The 17,992-nt window shown below is 69.8% G+C and carries 19 protein-coding genes; 15 read left to right on the plus strand and 4 right to left on the minus strand.

Going from position 1 to position 17,992, the window contains the following annotated elements:
- The first annotated feature begins 18 nt into the window (after positions 1-18).
- Together H1Q64_RS19100 and H1Q64_RS19105 are read left to right on the plus strand one after the other, a co-directional pair.
- The gene (locus tag H1Q64_RS19100; protein ID WP_237905165.1) at positions 19-1,722 is read left to right on the plus strand and encodes a nickel-dependent hydrogenase large subunit; all 1,704 of its coding nucleotides are present in this window, start codon (positions 19-21) and stop codon (positions 1,720-1,722) included.
- 153 nt (positions 1,723-1,875) lie between these two features.
- The gene (locus H1Q64_RS19105; protein ID WP_237905166.1) at positions 1,876-2,367 is read left to right on the plus strand and encodes a HyaD/HybD family hydrogenase maturation endopeptidase; all 492 of its coding nucleotides are present in this window, start codon (positions 1,876-1,878) and stop codon (positions 2,365-2,367) included.
- Positions 2,368-2,407: 40 nt separating this feature from the next.
- On the opposite strand, the gene H1Q64_RS19110 is transcribed toward H1Q64_RS19105, so the two are convergent.
- Together H1Q64_RS19110 and H1Q64_RS19115 are read right to left on the minus strand one after the other, a co-directional pair.
- On the minus strand, positions 2,408-3,412 hold the full coding sequence (locus H1Q64_RS19110; protein ID WP_237905167.1) for an MBL fold metallo-hydrolase: 1,005 nt from the start codon (positions 3,410-3,412) through the stop codon (positions 2,408-2,410).
- A 196-nt stretch (positions 3,413-3,608) separates the two neighbouring features.
- Positions 3,609-4,211 (minus strand): HupE/UreJ family protein, encoded by a 603-nt coding sequence (locus H1Q64_RS19115; protein ID WP_237905168.1) that lies wholly within the window; start codon positions 4,209-4,211, stop codon positions 3,609-3,611.
- A gap of 236 nt (positions 4,212-4,447) precedes the next feature.
- Here H1Q64_RS19115 and H1Q64_RS19120 point away from each other — a divergent pair, with 236 nt between their 5' ends.
- The 11 genes from H1Q64_RS19120 (at position 4,448) to H1Q64_RS19170 (ending at position 14,749) form a co-directional block, all read left to right on the plus strand.
- Positions 4,448-4,720 carry a HypC/HybG/HupF family hydrogenase formation chaperone gene (locus H1Q64_RS19120; RefSeq protein WP_237905169.1) on the plus strand — a complete coding sequence of 91 codons (273 nt, stop codon included), beginning with the start codon at positions 4,448-4,450 and terminating at the stop codon, positions 4,718-4,720.
- A complete protein-coding gene (gene hybE, locus H1Q64_RS19125; RefSeq protein WP_237905170.1) occupies positions 4,717-5,418 on the plus strand; it encodes a [NiFe]-hydrogenase assembly chaperone HybE in 702 nt (233 codons plus the stop codon). Before H1Q64_RS19120 ends, hybE begins: the two co-directional genes overlap by 4 nt.
- Complete coding sequence (locus H1Q64_RS19130) at positions 5,415-6,599, plus strand: nickel-dependent hydrogenase large subunit (RefSeq protein ID WP_237905171.1); 1,185 nt, start codon at positions 5,415-5,417, stop codon at positions 6,597-6,599. The genes hybE and H1Q64_RS19130 overlap by 4 nt, the downstream gene beginning before the upstream one ends.
- Before the next feature lie 3 nt (positions 6,600-6,602).
- The gene (gene hypA, locus H1Q64_RS19135) at positions 6,603-6,944 is read left to right on the plus strand and encodes a hydrogenase maturation nickel metallochaperone HypA (protein WP_035678638.1); all 342 of its coding nucleotides are present in this window, start codon (positions 6,603-6,605) and stop codon (positions 6,942-6,944) included.
- Positions 6,944-7,879: a hydrogenase nickel incorporation protein HypB gene (gene hypB / locus H1Q64_RS19140; protein WP_237905172.1), complete on the plus strand. Its 936-nt coding sequence runs from the start codon at positions 6,944-6,946 to the stop codon at positions 7,877-7,879. The genes hypA and hypB overlap by 1 nt, the downstream gene beginning before the upstream one ends.
- Positions 7,876-8,487 carry a LysE family translocator gene (locus H1Q64_RS19145; protein ID WP_237905173.1) on the plus strand — a complete coding sequence of 204 codons (612 nt, stop codon included), beginning with the start codon at positions 7,876-7,878 and terminating at the stop codon, positions 8,485-8,487. Before hypB ends, H1Q64_RS19145 begins: the two co-directional genes overlap by 4 nt.
- Positions 8,484-10,799: a carbamoyltransferase HypF gene (gene hypF, locus H1Q64_RS19150; protein WP_237905174.1), complete on the plus strand. Its 2,316-nt coding sequence runs from the start codon at positions 8,484-8,486 to the stop codon at positions 10,797-10,799. The genes H1Q64_RS19145 and hypF overlap by 4 nt, the downstream gene beginning before the upstream one ends.
- Complete coding sequence (locus H1Q64_RS19155; protein ID WP_237905175.1) at positions 10,772-11,023, plus strand: HypC/HybG/HupF family hydrogenase formation chaperone; 252 nt, start codon at positions 10,772-10,774, stop codon at positions 11,021-11,023. Before hypF ends, H1Q64_RS19155 begins: the two co-directional genes overlap by 28 nt.
- Before the next feature lie 16 nt (positions 11,024-11,039).
- Positions 11,040-12,086, plus strand: coding sequence for a hydrogenase expression/formation protein HypE (hypE, locus tag H1Q64_RS19160; RefSeq protein WP_237905176.1), 1,047 nt, complete (start codon positions 11,040-11,042; stop codon positions 12,084-12,086).
- Between the two features lie 174 nt (positions 12,087-12,260).
- Positions 12,261-12,983: a sugar transferase gene (locus H1Q64_RS19165; RefSeq protein ID WP_237905177.1), complete on the plus strand. Its 723-nt coding sequence runs from the start codon at positions 12,261-12,263 to the stop codon at positions 12,981-12,983.
- A gap of 317 nt (positions 12,984-13,300) precedes the next feature.
- Positions 13,301-14,749, plus strand: coding sequence for a S41 family peptidase (locus H1Q64_RS19170; RefSeq protein ID WP_237905178.1), 1,449 nt, complete (start codon positions 13,301-13,303; stop codon positions 14,747-14,749).
- 196 nt (positions 14,750-14,945) lie between these two features.
- Here H1Q64_RS19170 and H1Q64_RS19175 read toward each other — a convergent pair whose 3' ends face one another.
- Positions 14,946-15,539 carry a cold-shock protein gene (locus H1Q64_RS19175; RefSeq protein ID WP_237905179.1) on the minus strand — a complete coding sequence of 198 codons (594 nt, stop codon included), beginning with the start codon at positions 15,537-15,539 and terminating at the stop codon, positions 14,946-14,948.
- Positions 15,540-15,782: 243 nt separating this feature from the next.
- Positions 15,783-16,280, minus strand: coding sequence for a YchJ family protein (locus tag H1Q64_RS19180; protein WP_237905180.1), 498 nt, complete (start codon positions 16,278-16,280; stop codon positions 15,783-15,785).
- Between the two features lie 182 nt (positions 16,281-16,462).
- Between H1Q64_RS19180 and H1Q64_RS19185 the strand changes: the two genes are divergently transcribed.
- Positions 16,463-17,239, plus strand: coding sequence for a cyclic nucleotide-binding domain-containing protein (locus H1Q64_RS19185; protein ID WP_237905181.1), 777 nt, complete (start codon positions 16,463-16,465; stop codon positions 17,237-17,239).
- Complete coding sequence (locus H1Q64_RS19190; protein ID WP_237905182.1) at positions 17,236-17,925, plus strand: ribonuclease HII; 690 nt, start codon at positions 17,236-17,238, stop codon at positions 17,923-17,925. Before H1Q64_RS19185 ends, H1Q64_RS19190 begins: the two co-directional genes overlap by 4 nt.
- The last annotated feature ends 67 nt before the right edge of the window (positions 17,926-17,992 follow it).

Below are 17,992 nucleotides of genomic sequence, written 5' to 3' on the forward strand. Positions count from 1 at the left end.
GTTTAGGAGAGTTTCATTATGGCTCAGCGAGTTGTTGTAGATCCGGTCACCCGCATCGAGGGTCATCTGCGGGTCGATTGCGAAGTGGACGGCGGCAAGGTCACCAACGCCTGGGCGTCGGGCCAGATGTGGCGCGGCATCGAACTGATCCTCCAGGGCAAGGACCCGCGCGACGCCTGGGTCTTCGCCCAGCGCATCTGCGGCGTCTGCACCACGGTGCACGCCATCACCTCCGTCCGCGCGGTGGAGAACGCGCTGAAGCTGGAGGTGCCGCTCAACGCCCAGTACATCCGCAACATGATCCAGGGCGCCCACAACGTCCACGATCACATCGTCCATTTCTATCACCTGTCCGCGCTCGACTTCGTGGACATCGTCTCGGCTCTGAAGGCCGATCCGGCGGCGACCGCCAAGCTGGCCCAGTCGATCTCCGGCTGGCCGAAGAACAGCACGCAGGAATTCACCACCGCGCAGAAGAAGCTGCAGGCCTTCATCAATTCCGGCCAGCTCGGCATCTTCGGCTCGGGCTATTGGGGCCATCCGGCGATGAAGCTGACGCCGGAAGCCAACCTGATGGCGGCGTCCCACTACCTCCAGGCGCTCGACTACCAGCGGCGCATGAACAAGGTGGTGGCGATCCTCGGCTCCAAGACCCCGCACATCCAGAACATGGCGGTGGGCGGCGTCACCAACCCGATCAACATGGACAGCCAGTCCACCCTGACGCTCGAAAAGCTGATGTACATCAAGCAGCTGATCGACGAGGTGGGCGACTTCATCACCCAGGTCTACATCCCCGACGTGGCGGCCATCGGCGCCTTCTACGCCGACTGGACGCAGTATGGCCGCGGCGTGGTGAATTACCTGTCCATCCCGGACATGCCGCTGGACACCAAGGGCACCACCTTCGCCCTGCCCGCCGGCTACATCGACGGCGGCGACCTCGCCAAGTTCACCCCGATCAAGGACTTCCACGACCCGTACTTCGAGAAGGGCGTGAAGGAAAGCGTGAAGCATTCCTGGTACCAGGGCGGCAAGGGTCCCCTGCACCCCTATGACGGCGAGACGATCCCGAACTTCACCGACTGGCAGGACGACGGCAAGTACAGCTGGATCAAGTCGCCGACCTTCTACGACAAGCGCGCCCAGGTCGGCCCGCTGGCCAACGTTCTGGGCATGTACGCTTCGGGCCACCAGCGCACGCAGTTCTGGGTCAACGCGGTGCTCGACGCCGTGTCGGGCCATCTCGGCAGCAAGGTCGGCGTCGACGCGCTGCACTCCACCATCGGCCGCCACGCCGCCCGCGCGGTGCGCTGCGTGGTTCTGCACGAGGAGTTGCAGAACCAGTGGAAACTGCTGATGGAGAACATCGCGAAGGGCGACACCAAGACCTTCAACAAGCCGGTGTTCCCGAAGGGCGAGATCCGCGGCTTCGGGTTCCACGAGGCGCCGCGCGGCATGCTCTCGCACTGGGTCGTGATCGAGAACGGCAAGATCAAGAACTACCAGGCGGTCGTGCCGACCACCTGGAACGCCGGCCCGCGCGACGAGGACGGGAACATCTCGGCCTACGAGGCGGCCCTGATCGACAACCCGGTGGCGGTCGCCGACCAGCCGCTGGAGATCATCCGCACCCTGCACAGCTTCGACCCGTGCCTGGCCTGCGCCGTGCACCTGACCGACACGGAAACCAAGTCGCACTATCAGGTGAAGGTCGTTTGATCCAAACCTTCCGACCGGCCGAAAGCCCCTCTTCCCCAGGGAGGAGGGGCTTTTCGCGTCCCCCACGCCGGTCGATTGATCCAGTTCACGGCGCCCGGCGCCGGTCCCGTTTCATCCTGCTGTTTCAAAATCTACGAACGGAGCGCGCGTCCCATGTCCACGCCCATGTCCATCCTCGTCCTCGGCCTCGGCAACATCCTCCTGATGGACGAAGGGGTGGGCGTGCGCGCCATGGAGGCGTTCGACGCCGCCTGGAGCGTGCCCGATCACGTCAGCGTGGTGGATGGCGGCACCTGCGGCATGGACATGCTGGACCTGATCGCCAGCCACAAGCACCTGATCGCGGTGGACGCGGTGAAGACCGGCGCGCCGCCGGCCAGCCTGACCGTGCTGCGCGGCGACGAGGTTCCGGCCTATTTCAAGGGCAAGCTGTCGCCCCACCAGCTCGGCCTCAGCGACCTGTTGGCCTCGCTGCGCCTGCAGGACGAGGCGCCGGAGAGCGTGACGGTGGTCGGCTGCGTGCCGATGGCGCTCGGCACCGGCCTGATGATGTCGCCGGAGATCGAGGCGGTGATCCCGCGGATGGTGACGATGATCGTCGAAGAGTTGGCCCGCCTCGGCGTGACCGCCACGCCCCGGATCTGAGCGTGGCAATCACGATCAATCCTCAGCGGTCGGCCAATCCTCAGCGGTCGGCGCGGATCGGGCCGAACTCCACCGGGACCCAGGCGTAGCCCTTGCCTTCGGTGCGGACGTGTCCGATGCCGGGGAAGGGCAGATGGGCGCCGGCCACCCACAGCTTCTGCGCCGCGGCGTCGGCGAAGATCTTCTTGCGGGAGGCGATGGCCTGCTCCTTGTCGGCGTCGAACTCGATGACGACCTCCGGGCGGGCGAACTGCACCGAGTGGCTGTGCACGACATCACCCCACATCAGGATGCTGCGCTCCCCCGACGTGAACAGGTAACCGCTGTGCCCCGGCGTGTGGCCGTAGGCCGCCACCGACTCCACGCCCGGCACGAGGCTGTCGCCGGGCTGGTAGGGTTTCAGCTTGCCCGCCGCCGCGTAGGGCGCCACCGCCGCGCGGGCCATGGCGAAGAAGGGCTGGCTGTCCGCCGGGGCCTTGGCCGCCACCTCCTCGCTCAGCCAGAAATCGGCGTCGGCCTTGGCGACATGGACCGTTGCGTTGGGGAACAGCATGGCGCCGTCCGGACGCAGCAGGCCGTTGGCGTGGTCCGGGTGCAGGTGGGTCAGCAGAACCGTGTCAACCTGTTCCGGGTTGTAACCGGCGGCGCGGATGTTGTCGGCGATGAAGCCCAGCGCCGGGCCGAAGGCCTTGGCCGTCCCAGTGTCCACCAGGACAAGGTTCGTGCCGGTGTGCACCAGATAGGCGTTCACCGCCGTCTGGACGCTCGGCGCGTCGGCCAGGAACATCCGGGCGAGCAGGCCCTGGATGTCGTCGGCGCTGGCGCCGCTGAGGATCTTGCGGTCGAGGTCGATGAAACCGTCATACAGAGCGGTGACCTCGAAGTCGCCGATGGCCATGCGGTAGAAGCCCGGCGCCTGGGTTCGCTGCTGGCCCGGAACCTCCGCGAGGGCCGGCACGGCAGGAGCCACCACGGCACCGGCAGGAAGAGCAACGGCCAGGGCGAGCAGGGCGTTGCGCAGGGAGGCGAAGGTCGGCGGTGTCATCGGCGTGGTTCCCCTTCAGGACGGTCGGCGCCCAGCATGGCCGTCCGCGCCGCGCGGGGGAAGAGTGCTGCGCGCACGCCGCCAAACACCTGGATTCCTTACCGGAATCCGCAAAGATCTGGACAAGGAAAAGGCCCGGCGGAGCGCTCCGCCGAGCCTTCGATGCCGAATCGGGTGTCCTGGGAGGCGTCCCGGGTCAGCCCAGCGCGAGCAGCGCCACGCCGGCCAAGCCGACCACCGCACCCGTGCCGCGAAGCGCCAGGGCGCTCTTGCGGCCTTCCACCAGACGGCGCAGCGACAGGGCGGCACCGATGCCGGCACCGTGCAGCAGCGCGGTCGACAGGGCGAAGCCCAGGCCGTAGAGCAGCGGCTGCGCCGCCTCCGGCATCTCGGCGCCATGGGCATGGCCGTGGAACACGGCGAACAGGGCGACCACACCGGCGGAGGCCAGCAGCGGCAGGCGGGACTGCAGGGCGATCAGGGCGCCCAGGGCGACCACGGACAGGACGATGCCAAGCTCGACCTGCGGCAGGTCGATGCCGGCCAGACCCAGCAGGCCGCCGCCGATCATCGCGCCGACGAAGGCCACCGGCAGCGCCCACAGGGCCTTGCCGCCGCGCTGCGCGGCCCACAGGCCGACGGCGACCATGGCCAGCAGGTGATCCCAGCCACCGACCGGGTGCATGAACCCATGGACGAACCCGGCGTCGCGGGCGCCGAAGGTGTGGGCGAGCGCCGCGTTGGGCAGCGCGGCCAGGGCCGCCGCCGCGGTGACCGACGCGAGAGCGAAACGTTTCATCCGTGAAAACCCCTGCTGTATCGTTGAGCGGCGCACGACCGACCCCTACCCCATCGCGCGCGAAGCGGTCGCCACTTTAGCAGAACCGTTCCGATTGGAAATGGCGGAGCGCCATGAAATTACGTCGGACCGCATGTTTGACGCACATCAATGTGCGGATTCAACCCCCGGTCAAGATGCCGCAGTCGAACTGACATCATCCCGATGAGTTGGCTTCCCCGCGTGAGGGCGCGCGCATGTGTCTCGGCATTCCGATGCAGGTCCTGGAAACCGACGGCTTCACCGCGCGCTGCGCCGGCCGGGGCGAGGAACGGCGCGTCAACGTCATGCTGATCGACGAGGTCCCGGAAGGCGGCTGGGTCCTCGTCCATCTCGACCGCGCCGTCCGCCCGCTGGAAGTCGAGGAGGTGGAGCCGCTGAACCGCGCGCTGGACGCCATCCTGCTGGCGGCGAAGGGGGAGAATGTGGACCACCTGTTCGCCGACCTCATGGAAAAGGCCACCGCATGACTCCCGGTGGCCCCGAGGCGGGTTTCGCCGCCGACGCGCGCCCCGCCTGCGCGGCCTGCGGCACCGTCTACGACCCCACGGCGGGCGATCCGGGGCGGGAGGTGCCGCCGGGAACGCCCTTCGGCGGTCTGCCCGACTATTGGCGCTGCCCGGGTTGCGGCGGCCCGCAGCATGGCTTCACCGTTTCGGCGCCGCCCGGCGGCGATGCGATGGACGCGCGTGTCGCCGCCCTGACCGCCAGCTACCGCCTGATCGCGGAGCGCGATATGGCCGGCGTTCCCATCTGCAACGCCGCCCTGGTGGTGGAAGCGCTGGGATTCCGCCTCCACGGGCCGGGCTGGATCGGCTGCGTCATCGCCCCCTGGTTCCTCAACGCCGTGCTGATCCCGCGCGATCCGGCCCTGTGGGCGGATCGGCGCGACGGTGACAAGCTGGAGATCGAGCTGCCCTCCGGCGCCTACCGCTTCACCGCGGCGCGGGTAGGCGTCCTGGGAACGCTGGCGGTGATCCCGCTCGCCTCGGCCATGAACGTGTTCAGCGACCAGAAGGACGCCCGCGCCGCCGCTGTCCTGGCGCTCGACCATCTGATGCGGGAGCCACAACCTGCGCCGCAGCCCGATCAGCCGGAGGCAAGCAACAGAGAGGTGACCAAGCCCGCCCTGTCCCGCCGCTCCCTGTTCGGGAGAGCGCGACAATGAGCGGAACGGGCGCCGGGCTGGAGGGCGTCGTGTCGGTGTGGCTGCGGACCGCCGACGGGCGGGTGCGCGCCGTATCGGTGCAGGTCCGCCGTCCCGCCGCCGCCCGCGCCCTGTGCGGACGCACGCCCGACGAGGCGATGCGCCTCGTGCCGCTGTTGTTCAGCCTGTGCGGCACCGCCCAGTCGCTGGCCGCGCTTGAGGCTCTTGAGGGTGCGCTCGGTCTCGACGCCCACCCGCACACCACCGCCCGCGCCCTGCTGGCCGAGGCGGAAGCCGCGACGAACCACGCCTGGCAAGTTCTGATGGACTGGCCGGCGCGGCTCGGCGAAGCGCCGCAGCCCAAGGAGTTGGCGGGCCTGCGCGCCGCGGCCGCGGCGATCCATCCCGCGCTCTACCCGGCCCGCGACGGGCTGCACCTCGGCGGCGGCTCGCTGCGGCCCGACCGCGCCGCCCTGACCGCCGCCATCGCGGCTCTGCGCGAAGGGGTGGAGCGCGCTGTCTTCGCCGGCCCGGCTCCCACCGACGGGGCGGCGTTGGAGCGCTGGGCCGGTGCCGGTGCGACGCCGGCGGCCCGGCTGACGCGTCGCCTCCTGGCGCCGGGCATGGCCGGTTTCGGCGCCTGCGGCGTGGCGGCGCTGGAGCCGCATCCGGCAGGCTGGTTCGGGGAGCGGCTGTCCGCCGACGCGGCGTTCTCCGAGAACCCCCGGCAGGACAATGCCCCGGCCCACACCGGACCGCTGGCCCGCCGCACCGCGCATCCGCTGGTCGCCGCGTTGCTGGCCCGGCACGGCTCCGGTCTCGCCGCTCATGCCGCCGCCCGGCTGGTGGAGCTGGCGGAACTGGCGGAACTGGCGGAGCGTTTGGCATCGTGGGTGGAGCGCCTGAACGACGCCGAGCTGGTCCCCGATGCCGAAGCCGACGCCACGCGCCGCGGCGCGGGAAGCGGCGTTGTGGAGACAGCCCGCGGGCGGCTTGCCCACTGGCTGCGGCTTGAGGACGGTCGTATCGCCGATTATCGCATCGCAGCGCCGACCGAATGGAATTTTGCCGCGGACGGACCTCTGGCCCAGGGCTTGGCCGGCACCGCGGCCGACGCGGGTCTGGCCGAGCGTGCTGGCCTGCTGGTGGCCGCACTCGATCCCTGCGTGGCCGCCGCCATCACGATTCAGGACGAGGACTGACCCATGCACGAGTTGGCGCTCAGCCAGGGCATCATCGACGTGATCCGCGATCAGGCCGCGGCCCAGGGCTTCACGACGGTGAAGACGGTGCGGCTGGTCATCGGCACCCTGTCCCACGTCGAACCGGAGGCCATCGCCTTCGGCTTCGACGCGGTCAGCCGCGGCACCATCGCGGAGGGCGCCGTTCTGGACATTGAACGCCCGCCGGGTCAGGCCTTCTGCCTGTCCTGCGAGAAGCCGGTCCCGCTGCCCGAGCGGTCGGCCCCCTGCCCGGAATGCGGCGGCCACCAGCTGATGGTGACCGGCGGTGAGGAAATGCGCGTCAAGGAACTGGAGGTGGAGTGATGTGCACGGTCTGCGGCTGCGCCGAAGGGGAAACCAAAATAGAAGCCGGCCACGCGCACGGCCATCACCACCACCATGGTCACGACCATCATCACGATCATGATCACCATCACCATGACCACAGCCACGAGCATGTCGGCCCGGACGGCAAGATCTACCGGCACACGCACTGCGATGATCACGGCCATGACCATGGGCATGACCACGGCACCATCGACCTCGGCCGCGGTCCGGCGGGGACGGAGGTTCCGGGGATGTCGCAGACCCGGCTGGTCGCCATCGAACAGAACATCCTCGCCAAGAACGATAGCTTCGCCGCGGTGAACCGGCAGCTGTTCGCGGCGAAGGGCGTGTTCGTGCTGAACCTGATGTCCAGCCCAGGATCGGGCAAGACGACCCTGCTGACCCGCACGCTGACCGACCTGAAGGGGCGGTTCCCGATGGCGGTGATCGAGGGCGACCAGCAGACCTCCTTCGACGCCGACCGCATCCGCGCCACCGGCACGCCGGCCATCCAGGTCAACACAGGCAAGGGCTGCCATCTCGACGCCCAGATGGTCACCCAGGCGGTGGGGCGCCTGCCGGTGGAGGCGGGCAGCGTCCTGTTCATCGAGAATGTCGGCAACCTCGTCTGCCCGGCCGGTTTCGACCTCGGCGAGGCGCACAAGGTCGTCGTGCTCTCGGTGACGGAGGGGGAGGACAAGCCCTTGAAGTACCCGGCGATGTTCGCCGGCGCCGACCTGCTGCTGGTCAACAAGGTCGACCTGCTGCCGCATTTGACCTTCGACGTGGCGCGCATGATCGCCTACGCCCGCCAGTTGAAGCCCAACCTGCGCGTGATCGAGGTGTCCGCGACCGCCGGCCAGGGGCTCGATGACTGGTACGGCTGGATCGAGGAGGGGCTTGCGAGAGCGGTGGCGGGACGCGGCGCATGAGCCCCGCCGATTTCCTTCTGATGGCCGCGGCCTGCCTGTATTTCATGGCAACCCCCGGACCCGGCATTTTCGCCGTGGTCGCCCGCTCCCTCGCCCTGGGCTGGCGGCGCAATCTGGGCTTCCTCGCCGGAATGGTGGCGGGCGACCTCGTGCTGCTGGCGCTCGCCCTCGGTGGGCTGGCCGCCGTCGCCCACGCCTTCGAGGAGCTGTTCACCCTGCTGCGCTTCGCCGCCGCGGGTTACCTGATCTGGCTGGGCGTCCGCACGTGGCGCGCGCCCGTCACCCTCGGTGGAAACCCGCCGGAGGCCGAAGGCGCGCAGTTGCGGGGCTTCGCAAGCGGGTTGGCCCTGACCCTTTCCAACCCGAAGACCATCCTGTTCTACATGGCCTTTCTCCCGGCCTTCGTGGATCTGACCCGCGTCTCCGCCACCGACGCCGTGCTGATGGCCGGCATCGTGGTGGGCGTGTTGAGCGCCGTCCTGCTGGCCTACGCCATGGCGGCGTCGCGCGCCCGTCATCTGTTCCGCAGCGAGCGGGCCATGAAGGCGCTGAACCAGGGCGCCGGCACGTTGATGATCGGCGCGGGCGTGGCGGTTGCCGCGCGGTGAAACGGCTTCGCCTCCGGGTCCGCGGGCAGGTGCAGGGGGTCGGCTTCCGGCCCTTCCTGCATGGGCTGGCGCACCACCTCGCCCTGACCGGTTGGGTGCTGAACGACGGGGCCGGGGTGCTGGCGGAGGTGCAGGGCGAGACTCTGGAGCGCTTTTTGACGGCGCTCGCGAAGGACGCCCCACCGCTGGCGCGGATCGACGCGGTCGAAGCGGAAGATTGCCCCATCCGCCCCGACGAGGCGGGTTTCGCCATCCTGGCGTCGCGGCACGGAGCGGTGACCACCGGGGTCGCCCCCGACGCCACCGTCTGCCCGGCCTGTCTGGCCGAGCTGTTCGACCCGGCGGACCGGCGCCACCGCTATCCGTTCCTCAACTGCACCCATTGCGGGCCGCGCTTCACCATCACGCGCGCCCTGCCCTACGACCGGCCGCAGACCGCCATGGCGGGCTTTCCGCTCTGCCCGGCCTGCGCCGCCGAATACGCCGACCCCGCCGACCGCCGCTTCCACGCGCAGCCGACCGCTTGCCCGGCCTGCGGCCCACGCCTGTCCCACTCCATCGAGGAGGTGCTGGCCGCGCTGCGCGGCGGACGGATCGTCGCCATCAAGGGGCTGGGCGGCTTCCACCTCGCCTGCGACGCCTTCGACGCGGCGGCGGTGGAGCGGCTGCGCGCGCTTAAGCAACGCAACGGCAAGCCCTTCGCCCTGATGGTCGCCAACGTCGCGTCCGCCGAGCGGTTCGTGGAGGCGGGCACGGCGGAGCGGACGCTGCTGGAGGGGGTGGCGCGGCCGGTGGTGCTGTTGCGGCGGCGTGAGTCCCCTCCCCTGCGCAGCGGGGGAGGGTTAGGGAGGGGGCAAGCGTCACCCTCCCCGACACTTCCCGACGCCATCGCCCCCGGCCTCGCCTGGCTGGGCGTCATGCTTCCCTACACGCCGATCCATCATCTGCTGTTCCACGAGGCCGCCGGACGCCCCGACGGCACGGCGTGGCTGGAGCGGCCGCAGGACCTTGCCCTGGTCATGACCTCCGCCAACCCCGGCGGCGAACCGCTCGCCATCGGCAACGACGAAGCCCGGCAACGGCTGGGCGGCATCGCCGACCTGATCGTCGATCATGACCGCGACATCCTGATCCGCACCGACGACAGCGTGATGCGGATGGTGGCGGGCGCGCCGGCGTTCCTGCGGCGGGGGCGCGGCCATGCGCCAGCGCCCATTCGTCTGCCGCGCTCCGGACCGTCGGTGCTAGCGGTCGGCGGGCACCTGAAGGCCACCGTTTGCCTGACCCGCGGGAACGAAGCCTTCCTCAGCCAGCACATCGGCGACCTCGACAACGCGGCGACCCTGGCGTTCCTTGAGGAGAGCGTCGCCCATCTGCGCCGCATCCTGGCGGTGGAGCCGGTGGCCGTCGCCCACGACCTCCACCCCGATTTCCAGAGCACCTGCTTCGCCGAATCGCTCGGCCTGCCGACTCTGCCGGTGCAGCATCACCACGCCCACATCGCCGCGGTGCTGGCCGAACACGGTGTGGACGGCCCGGCGCTGGGGCTGGCGCTGGACGGGTTCGGGATCGGGGCAGACGGCAGGTCCTGGGGCGGGGAGATGCTGCTGGCGGAGGGCGCCGGCTTCACGCGCCTCGGCCATCTGGCGCCGCTGACCCAGCCGGGCGGCGATGTCGCGGCGCGCCAGCCCTGGCGCATGGCAGCGGCGGCGCTGGCCCGCATGGGGCGCGGCGCGGAGATCGCCGGGCGCTTCGCCGCCTGCGGGCCGGCGGACGGCGTGCGGCGGATGATCGAGGCCGGCGTCAACGCGCCGCCCACCAGCTCCTGCGGGCGCTGGTTCGACGCTGCCTGCGGCCTGCTGGGGATTCGCGCCGTCGCCGGTTTCGAGGGTGAGGCGCCGATGGCCCTGGAATCGCTGGTGCGCTGCCCCACGGTGCTGGAGGGCGGCTGGCGGATCGATGGCGGCGTGCTGGACCTCACCCCCCTCCTGGAAAGTTTGTTGCAGATCAATGCGCAGGAAGGGGCCGACCGGTTCCATGGCACCCTGGCCGCGGCGCTGGTCGCTTGGGCCATGCCGGAGCTGGCGGCGCGCGGCCTCGACCGCATCGCCCTGTCCGGCGGTTGCCTGGTGAACGCCGTGCTGGCGGAGGGGCTGATCGCCAGCTTCGCGGCGCGCGGCGTCACCGCGCTGCTGCCGCGCCAGGCACCGGCCAACGACGGCGGGCTCAGCCTGGGACAGGCCTGGGTCGCCATGCAGAGTTTGCTTGAGGAAGGACCACTCCCATGTGCCTCGCCGTTCCCGCCCGCGTGATCGAGCTTCTGGAGGACGACCGCGCCACCGTCAGCCTTGGCGGGGTGAAGGTCGCCTGCTCCCTGGCGCTGGTCGAGGGGGTGACGGTGGGCGACTACGTCATCGTGCATGTCGGCTACGCCCTGTCCAAGCTTGACCCGGAGGAGGCGGAGCGCACGCTCGCCCTGCTCGCCGAAACCGGCACTGGCACCGGTACCTTGCCGCCCGCCTCGGATGCCGCCTGACTTTGTGGACCCCGCCATGACCGACCGCCGTCTCTTCACCCGCAAGCTCGACCTCGCCCGCGGCACCGTGGACATGAGCCACGGATCCGGCGGCAAGGCCATGGCCCAGCTGGTGCGGGAACTGTTCGCCGCCGCCTTCGCCAACCCGCTGCTCGACCAGGGCAACGACCAGGCGGCCTTCGACCCGCCCGCCGGACGGATGGTGGTGACGACCGACGGCTTCGTTGTCTCGCCCCTGTTCTTTCCCGGTGGCGACATCGGCTCGCTGGCCGTGCACGGCACGGTGAACGACGTCGCCATGGCCGGGGCGGTGCCGCTCTATCTGACCGCCGGCTTCATCCTGGAGGAAGGCTTCCCGCTGGCCGACCTGAAGCGGCTGGTGGACAGCATGGCCCACGCCGCGCGTGAGGCCGGCGTGTCCATCGTGACCGGTGACACCAAGGTTGTGGAGCGCGGCAAGGGCGACGGCGTCTTCATCACCACCACCGGCATCGGCGTGGTACCGCCCGGCGTCGCCCCGTCCGGCGAGCGGGCGCGGCCCGGCGACGCGATCCTGGTCAGCGGCACCATGGGCGACCACGGCGTCGCCATCATGTCCACCCGCGAGAATCTGAGTTTCGAGACGGACATCCGGTCGGACAGCGCCGCGCTGCACGGGCTGGTCGCCGGCATGGTCGCGGCGGTGCCGGACGTGCATGTCCTGCGCGACCCGACCCGCGGCGGGTTGGCAACGACGCTGAACGAGATCGCCTACCAGTCGGGAGTCGGCATGCTGCTGCGCGAGGCCGACATCCCGCTGAAGGCGGAGGTCGCAGCCGCCTGCGAACTCCTGGGGCTCGATCCGCTCTACGTCGCCAACGAAGGCAAGCTGATCGCCATCTGCGCGGCGGAGGATGCCGCGCGCCTGCTGGCGGCCATGCGCGCCCATCCGCTGGGGGTCGATGCCGCGGTCATCGGCACGGTGGTCGAGGACTCCCACCGCTTCGTGCAGATGGAGACGCGCTTCGGCGGCAAGCGCATCGTCGATTGGCTGTCTGGCGAGCAGCTTCCCCGCATCTGCTGAGCCTCCGCTTGCGCCGAAAGAGGCACCCCGTCGGCTTCGCTCACGCCACCCGGCGTACCGCAATGGAACTGTGGCGGATCGGCCCAGCCGGGGGACCCCGGACGCGCCTCACGCGTTGCCTCCCCCGGAAGGCGGTCGTGTTTCCGCCAGCCGAATTGTGAGTACGGGGGATCGATGGGTATTCCGCAGTCCATCCAGTTGGGTGCTGCACCGCTGGAGCCGGCGACGCTCGCCGGCACGGCGTCCGCCGCGGAGCTGGTCGCGCGCTTGCCGGCCACGGCACCGCTGCACCGCAACCGGGTGAAACGGGCCTTCGACCTCGTGGGGGCGGTCGGGCTGATCCTGTTCTTCGGACCGTTGATGCTGATCGTCGGGCTCCTCATCACGCTGGACGGCGGCCCCGCGGTTTTCGGCCACCGGCGCATCGGGACGGAGGGCCGGGACTTCACCTGCTGGAAGTTCCGCTCCATGGTCGTCAACGCACCGGAGGTCTTCGAGAAGCTGATCGAATCCGATCCGGAGGCCCGCGCCGAATGGGAGGCCACGCGCAAGCTGCGCAACGATCCCCGCATCACCTGGATCGGCCGTTTCCTGCGCCGCACCAGCCTGGACGAGTTGCCGCAGCTCTTCAACGTCCTGACCGGCGATATGAGTCTGGTCGGCCCGCGCCCCATCGTGCAGGAGGAGGTGGCGCGCTATCACGTCTGCTTCCCCTTCTACACGCGCTGCCGTCCCGGCCTGACCGGGCTGTGGCAGGTCAGCGGCCGCAACGACGTGGACTATGGCCGGCGCGTCCAGCTCGACACCGCCTATCTGCTGGGCTGGAGCTTCTGGGGCGACTTCCGCATCCTGCTGCGCACGGTCGGCGTGATGCTCAGCGGAAAAGGTGCCTATTAAGGCGTAGAATCCCCGCGCCGCCGCCCTCCCTCGCCCGGAGAGTGGCGGCGCGGAGGGCAGAGACACATATCCTATCCTGGGCGAGGCAACGGGCCCCGCGGCACCAGGGGGCAGGATTTGAGATTGCCTGGTCAACGTGCTAGGTTGCGAATGGACGACCGGCGGGACCGGCCGAGAGGCCATGCTCCGCCGTACGAAAGCACAGATGCACCGGCCTTGGGCGTCCGGCAGGCGAAACCCCTGGTACAGTAAGGCTTGCAGTCGCGTTGATGGCTTTGATTCCGCCGGCCGGGCCGGTCAGTCAAGAGGGGCGCAGGATGGCGAAACTGCTGGCGGCGCTGTTGCTGCTGATGGTGGCGATGGGACCCGCCTGCGCGGTGGTGCCCGCTTCCCGCGCCGACACCAGCATCGCGCTGGAGCATTACCGGCAGGAATTCGCAAAAGCCAAGGGCACCTCCACCCTCCCCTCCCCGGCGGACCGCAACTATCTCCTCTTCTCCGATGTCCTGCGCCGCGTGTTGGCCGAACATGTGAAGCCGGGCACGCCGCAGGTTCTGGTCGAAAAGGCCGTCGCCGGCCTTCAGAAGAAGAAGAAGGAGGAACCGGGGGCAACCGACCGGACGCTCACCGAAGCGGCGCTGGACGCGATGCTGACCTCCCTCGATCCCTATTCGGCCTTTCTCGACTCGGAGCATTTCCGCTACATGCGGGAGCAGACCCAGGGCGAGTTCGGCGGGCTGGGCATCGAAGTGACGATGGACGAGGACAGCGGCCTGATCCGCGTCGTGTCGCCCATCGACGGCTCCCCCGCCGCCCGCGCCGGACTGCGCACCGGCGACCTGATCGCCCGGATCGACGAGGCGCAGGTCAAGGGCATGAACCTGCGCGACGCGGTGGCCCGCATGCGCGGCCCGGTCGGCACCTCGGTCGCCTTGACCATGCGGCGCAACGGCGGGAACAGCGGGAACAGCGGTCCCGACGCTCCCTTCCGCGTGTCGCTGACCCGCGCCATCGTGAAGATCCAGCCCGTGCGCTACCGGCTGGAGGGCGACGTCGCCTACATCCGCATCGCCGCCTTCAACCAGCAGACCTCCCACGCGCTGGATGAGGCGGTGGAGGAGATGCGCCGGCAGGCCCATGGCCGGCTGGCCGGGGCGGTGCTGGATCTGCGCAACAACCCCGGCGGCCTGCTCGACCAGGCTGTCAACGTCGCCGACCGCTTCCTGGAGGCGGTGGACATCGTGTCGGTGCGCGGCCGCGATCCGGACGAGAACCGCCGCTACACCGGCACGCCGGGCGATCTGCTGGCCGGGTTGCCCATCGTCCTGCTGGTCAACAGCGGATCGGCCTCGGCGTCGGAGATCGTGGCCGGCGCCCTTCAGGACCACAGCCGGGCGCTGCTGTTCGGCACGCGCAGCTATGGCAAGGGCTCGGTGCAGACCATCTCATCGCTGTCCGGCGACATCGGTATTCGCCTGACCACCGCACGCTATTTCCGCCCGTCCGGCGGACTGGTCGACTGCTTCGGCGTGTCGCCGAACCTGGAGATCAAGCCGGCCAACGACAACAGCGAGGAAACGCATCCCGACCCGGCGACCTGCGACCCGCACGCCACTCCGCCGCCGCCGCCGCGCGCCTGGCGGATCGAGGACCTGTGCCCGGACGTGGCCGCCGCCCCGTCGAAGCCGGACGCCGACCGCCCGCTGGACTGCGCCGTCGCCGCCATCCGCACCCGCCTGATGGGCACGCTGATCGGGCGGCCATAAGGAAAAGCCACTCTCCTCGGCGAGACCCAACAAAAAAGCCCTCCGTTCCAGTGGAACGGAGGGCTTTTTTGTTGTGCCCCACTCACCGTCTCGAACCGTGTTGGCGGATCGCGACGGCGGGGGAAATGGTGCTGCTTCCGCGACCGGACGTGAGGGGATGGGTCCGCCCCGCCCCCTCAAACCCGGCTGTTCGACGTCAGACCACTTCGACGCGCTGCGCTTCCGGACCCTTGACGCCCTGGCGGACGGTCACCCGCACCTGCTCGCCGTCGGCGAGCACGTCCAGGCCCGAGCGCTCCAGAGCGCGGATGTGGATGAAAATGTCCTTGCCGCCGGTGGACGGGGCGATGAAGCCGAAGCCCTTGGACACGTTGAACCACTTCACGGTGCCGTCGACCGTCTCCTCGGCGCCGCCGGCGCCGCCGCCGTAGCTGCTGCCGCCGTAGCTGCCGCCGCCACCGTAACCGCCGCCGTAGCTGTCGCCGCGCGGAGCGCGCGCCGCCGGGCGCGGGGACTCACTGGCGGTCGAGGTGTCGACGTCGTGGATGGTGGCGACCTGCGGGCCCTTCGGGCCGCGGGACAGGTCACAGGTGATGGTGGCACCCTCGGGCAGGCTGTCGTGTCCGCAGAACTGCAGAACCGTGGAATGCAGGAAGGCATCCGGCGAGCCGTCTTCGGGCGTGACGAAGCCGAAGCCCTTCGTCGCGTTGAACCACTTGACGGTGGCGCGGATGTTGCGCTGGGTGATCTCGGGAGCGCGGAAGCTGTTGCGCTGCGGACGGTCGAACATACGTGGTCTCATCTGTCGTGATAGGCCATGCCCCAACAGGCGGAACATGGCCCTCCGAAGATGATCCGTTCCGCCGCGCTTTTCAATTGAGATCGCGCGCGCCGGAAAGAAAGATTCGGCAAAAACCCAGCCGAAGGCCGCCCGGCGGTCACCGGGCGACCAAAAATATCGCAATTGCTGCGAGAATCGGCGGATTACCGGTCAAGTCCGGGCGCTCAAGACCGCCCTATCAGAACTGGACCGTCAGACCGACCCGCAGCACTTCTTGTGCTTCTTGCCGCTGCCGCAGGGGCAGGGATCGTTCCGGCCGACCTTGGGGCCGCTGCGCGGGCGGGCGCCCAGAGTGCCGTCCACATAGTACCAGCGGCCGTCCCGCTTGGTGAAGCGGCTGGTCTCGTGATGCTTCTGCGGCTTGCCGTTCATGGTGAAGTGGGCGACGAACTCGACCACGCCGTCCTCGTCCTGCGCCCCGCCGGCCTCGGTGCTGCGGACCTCGAGGCCGGTCCACTGGCTGTTGGCGGCCCAGGTCTCGATCTCCTTACGGTCGAAGTCCTCGCGGGTCTCCGGCAGCAGCGTCTCCTGCAGATAGTCGATCTTCCCGCAGGCGAAGGCCGAATAACGCGACCGCATCAAGGCTTCGGCGGTGGGCGCCGGCGCGCTGCCGTCCAGATAAGGGCCGCAGCAGGCATCCAGGGGCTTGCCGGAGCGGCAGGGGCATTCGGTGGTGGCGGTGGTGGTCATGACTTCCGGCCTCTCGATTTGAGGGCGCCATGCATAGCGCAGCCGGCGCCCTCCGCCAAGCGTCACCGCCACCACAATATTGGCCACGGGAAATTCGCCTGAACCGGACTGGCATTCGCGCTAACCTGTACAGAACATAAGCGCCCGGCCCGGAGCGCCGGCCCGGAGCGATGGAACCGGTGATGACCAGAAACGCCCCCGACCTTCCCACGCGGCGCATCGCCGCCGACACCGTGCTGATCCGCCAGGGCGAGGCCGGGGACAGCGCGTGGCTGATCCAGTCCGGCGAATTGGAGATTCTGCTGGACGGTCTGGACGGTCCGCGCCGCCTGGGCACCGTCGGCGCCAACGCCATCGTCGGGGAAATGGCGCTGCTGGACGACGGGCTGCGCAGCGCCACGGTGCGCGCCCTGACCGCCGTCGAGGCGGTGGAACTGTCGCGCGGCACCTTCCGTGCGCTGCGCGGCCGCTGCCCGCCGCTGGCCTCCTACCTGCTGGAAAGCCTCGTCGCCGCGATCCGCCGCAGCTACGGCCTGTCCCAGCCCGAACGGCAGGAAGGGGGCGCCGCCATCCGCTCCTCCGATTCCTTCGCCACGGTGGCGGACCGCCGCATGTTCCGCCGCGGCCACAGCTTCTTCCGCCAGGGGGACGCCGGAACGGCGGCCTACCTGATCCAGTCCGGCTCGGTCGGCGTGCAGCGCGACGGCGCCGACCTGGGCGTGCTGGGGCCGGGACGCATCTTCGGGGAATTGGCTCTCCTCGCCAACCGGCCGCGCGCCGCCACCGTCGTTGCGCTGGAGGCCACGGTCTGCGAAATCATCCGCAAGGACCAGTTCGCCAAAGCCATCGAGACGATGCCGCCCATCCTGCGCTCGCTGACGCGCATCTACATCGAACAGCTGTCCGGCGGACGGCTCCTGCCCCACCACGCCGAACCCGCAAGAACCGACTCTCCATGACGTCCAAGACCACCACCAAAGCCGTCCGCGTCAAAACCGCCCGCCCGAAAGTTCCCCGCCCGCAGCCCGACCTGTCCTTCGAAACCGCGCTGGGCCAGGGGCGGCTGGTCTGCGGAATCGACGAGGTGGGGCGCGGCCCGCTCGCCGGCCCCGTGGTCACCGCCGCCGTGGTGCTGCCGGCGGGCGGTCTGCCCGACGCGCTGGCCCGTGCCATCAACGACAGCAAGGCGCTGAGCCTGCGCGCCCGCGAGGCGCTGGAGCCGGAGATCCGCGCCCACGCCCTGGCCGTCGCGCTCGCCGAGGCGTCCGCGGCGGAGATCGACGCCCTCAACATCCACAAGGCCACGCTGCTGGCCATGAAACGCGCCTACGAGGCGCTGCCCGGCGAGCCGCCCGCCGTCGCGCTGATCGACGGCAAGTTCAAGCCCGACCTGTCCTGTCTGATGGAGGCCATCGTCAAGGGCGACGGGCGCAGCCAGTCGATCGCGGCCGCCTCCATCGTCGCCAAGGTGGCGCGCGACCGCGAGATGATGCGGCTGGCGGAGCTTCACCCGCAGTATGGCTGGGACCGCAACGCTGGCTACCCGACGCCGGAGCATCTGGAGGCGCTGCGCCGCCACGGCGTGACGCCCCACCACCGAGTCTCTTTTGCACCAGTCCGCGCCCAAATCGAGCGGGCCGGCTGACCGCCGCGATTCCGGGATAAGAAATCAGTTGACGGCGACTCGGCGGCGAATCATTGTCCCAACGACT

This window comes from Azospirillum brasilense (assembly GCF_022023855.1).
In the GTDB taxonomy this organism is placed as follows: Bacteria; Pseudomonadota; Alphaproteobacteria; order Azospirillales; family Azospirillaceae; genus Azospirillum; species Azospirillum brasilense_F.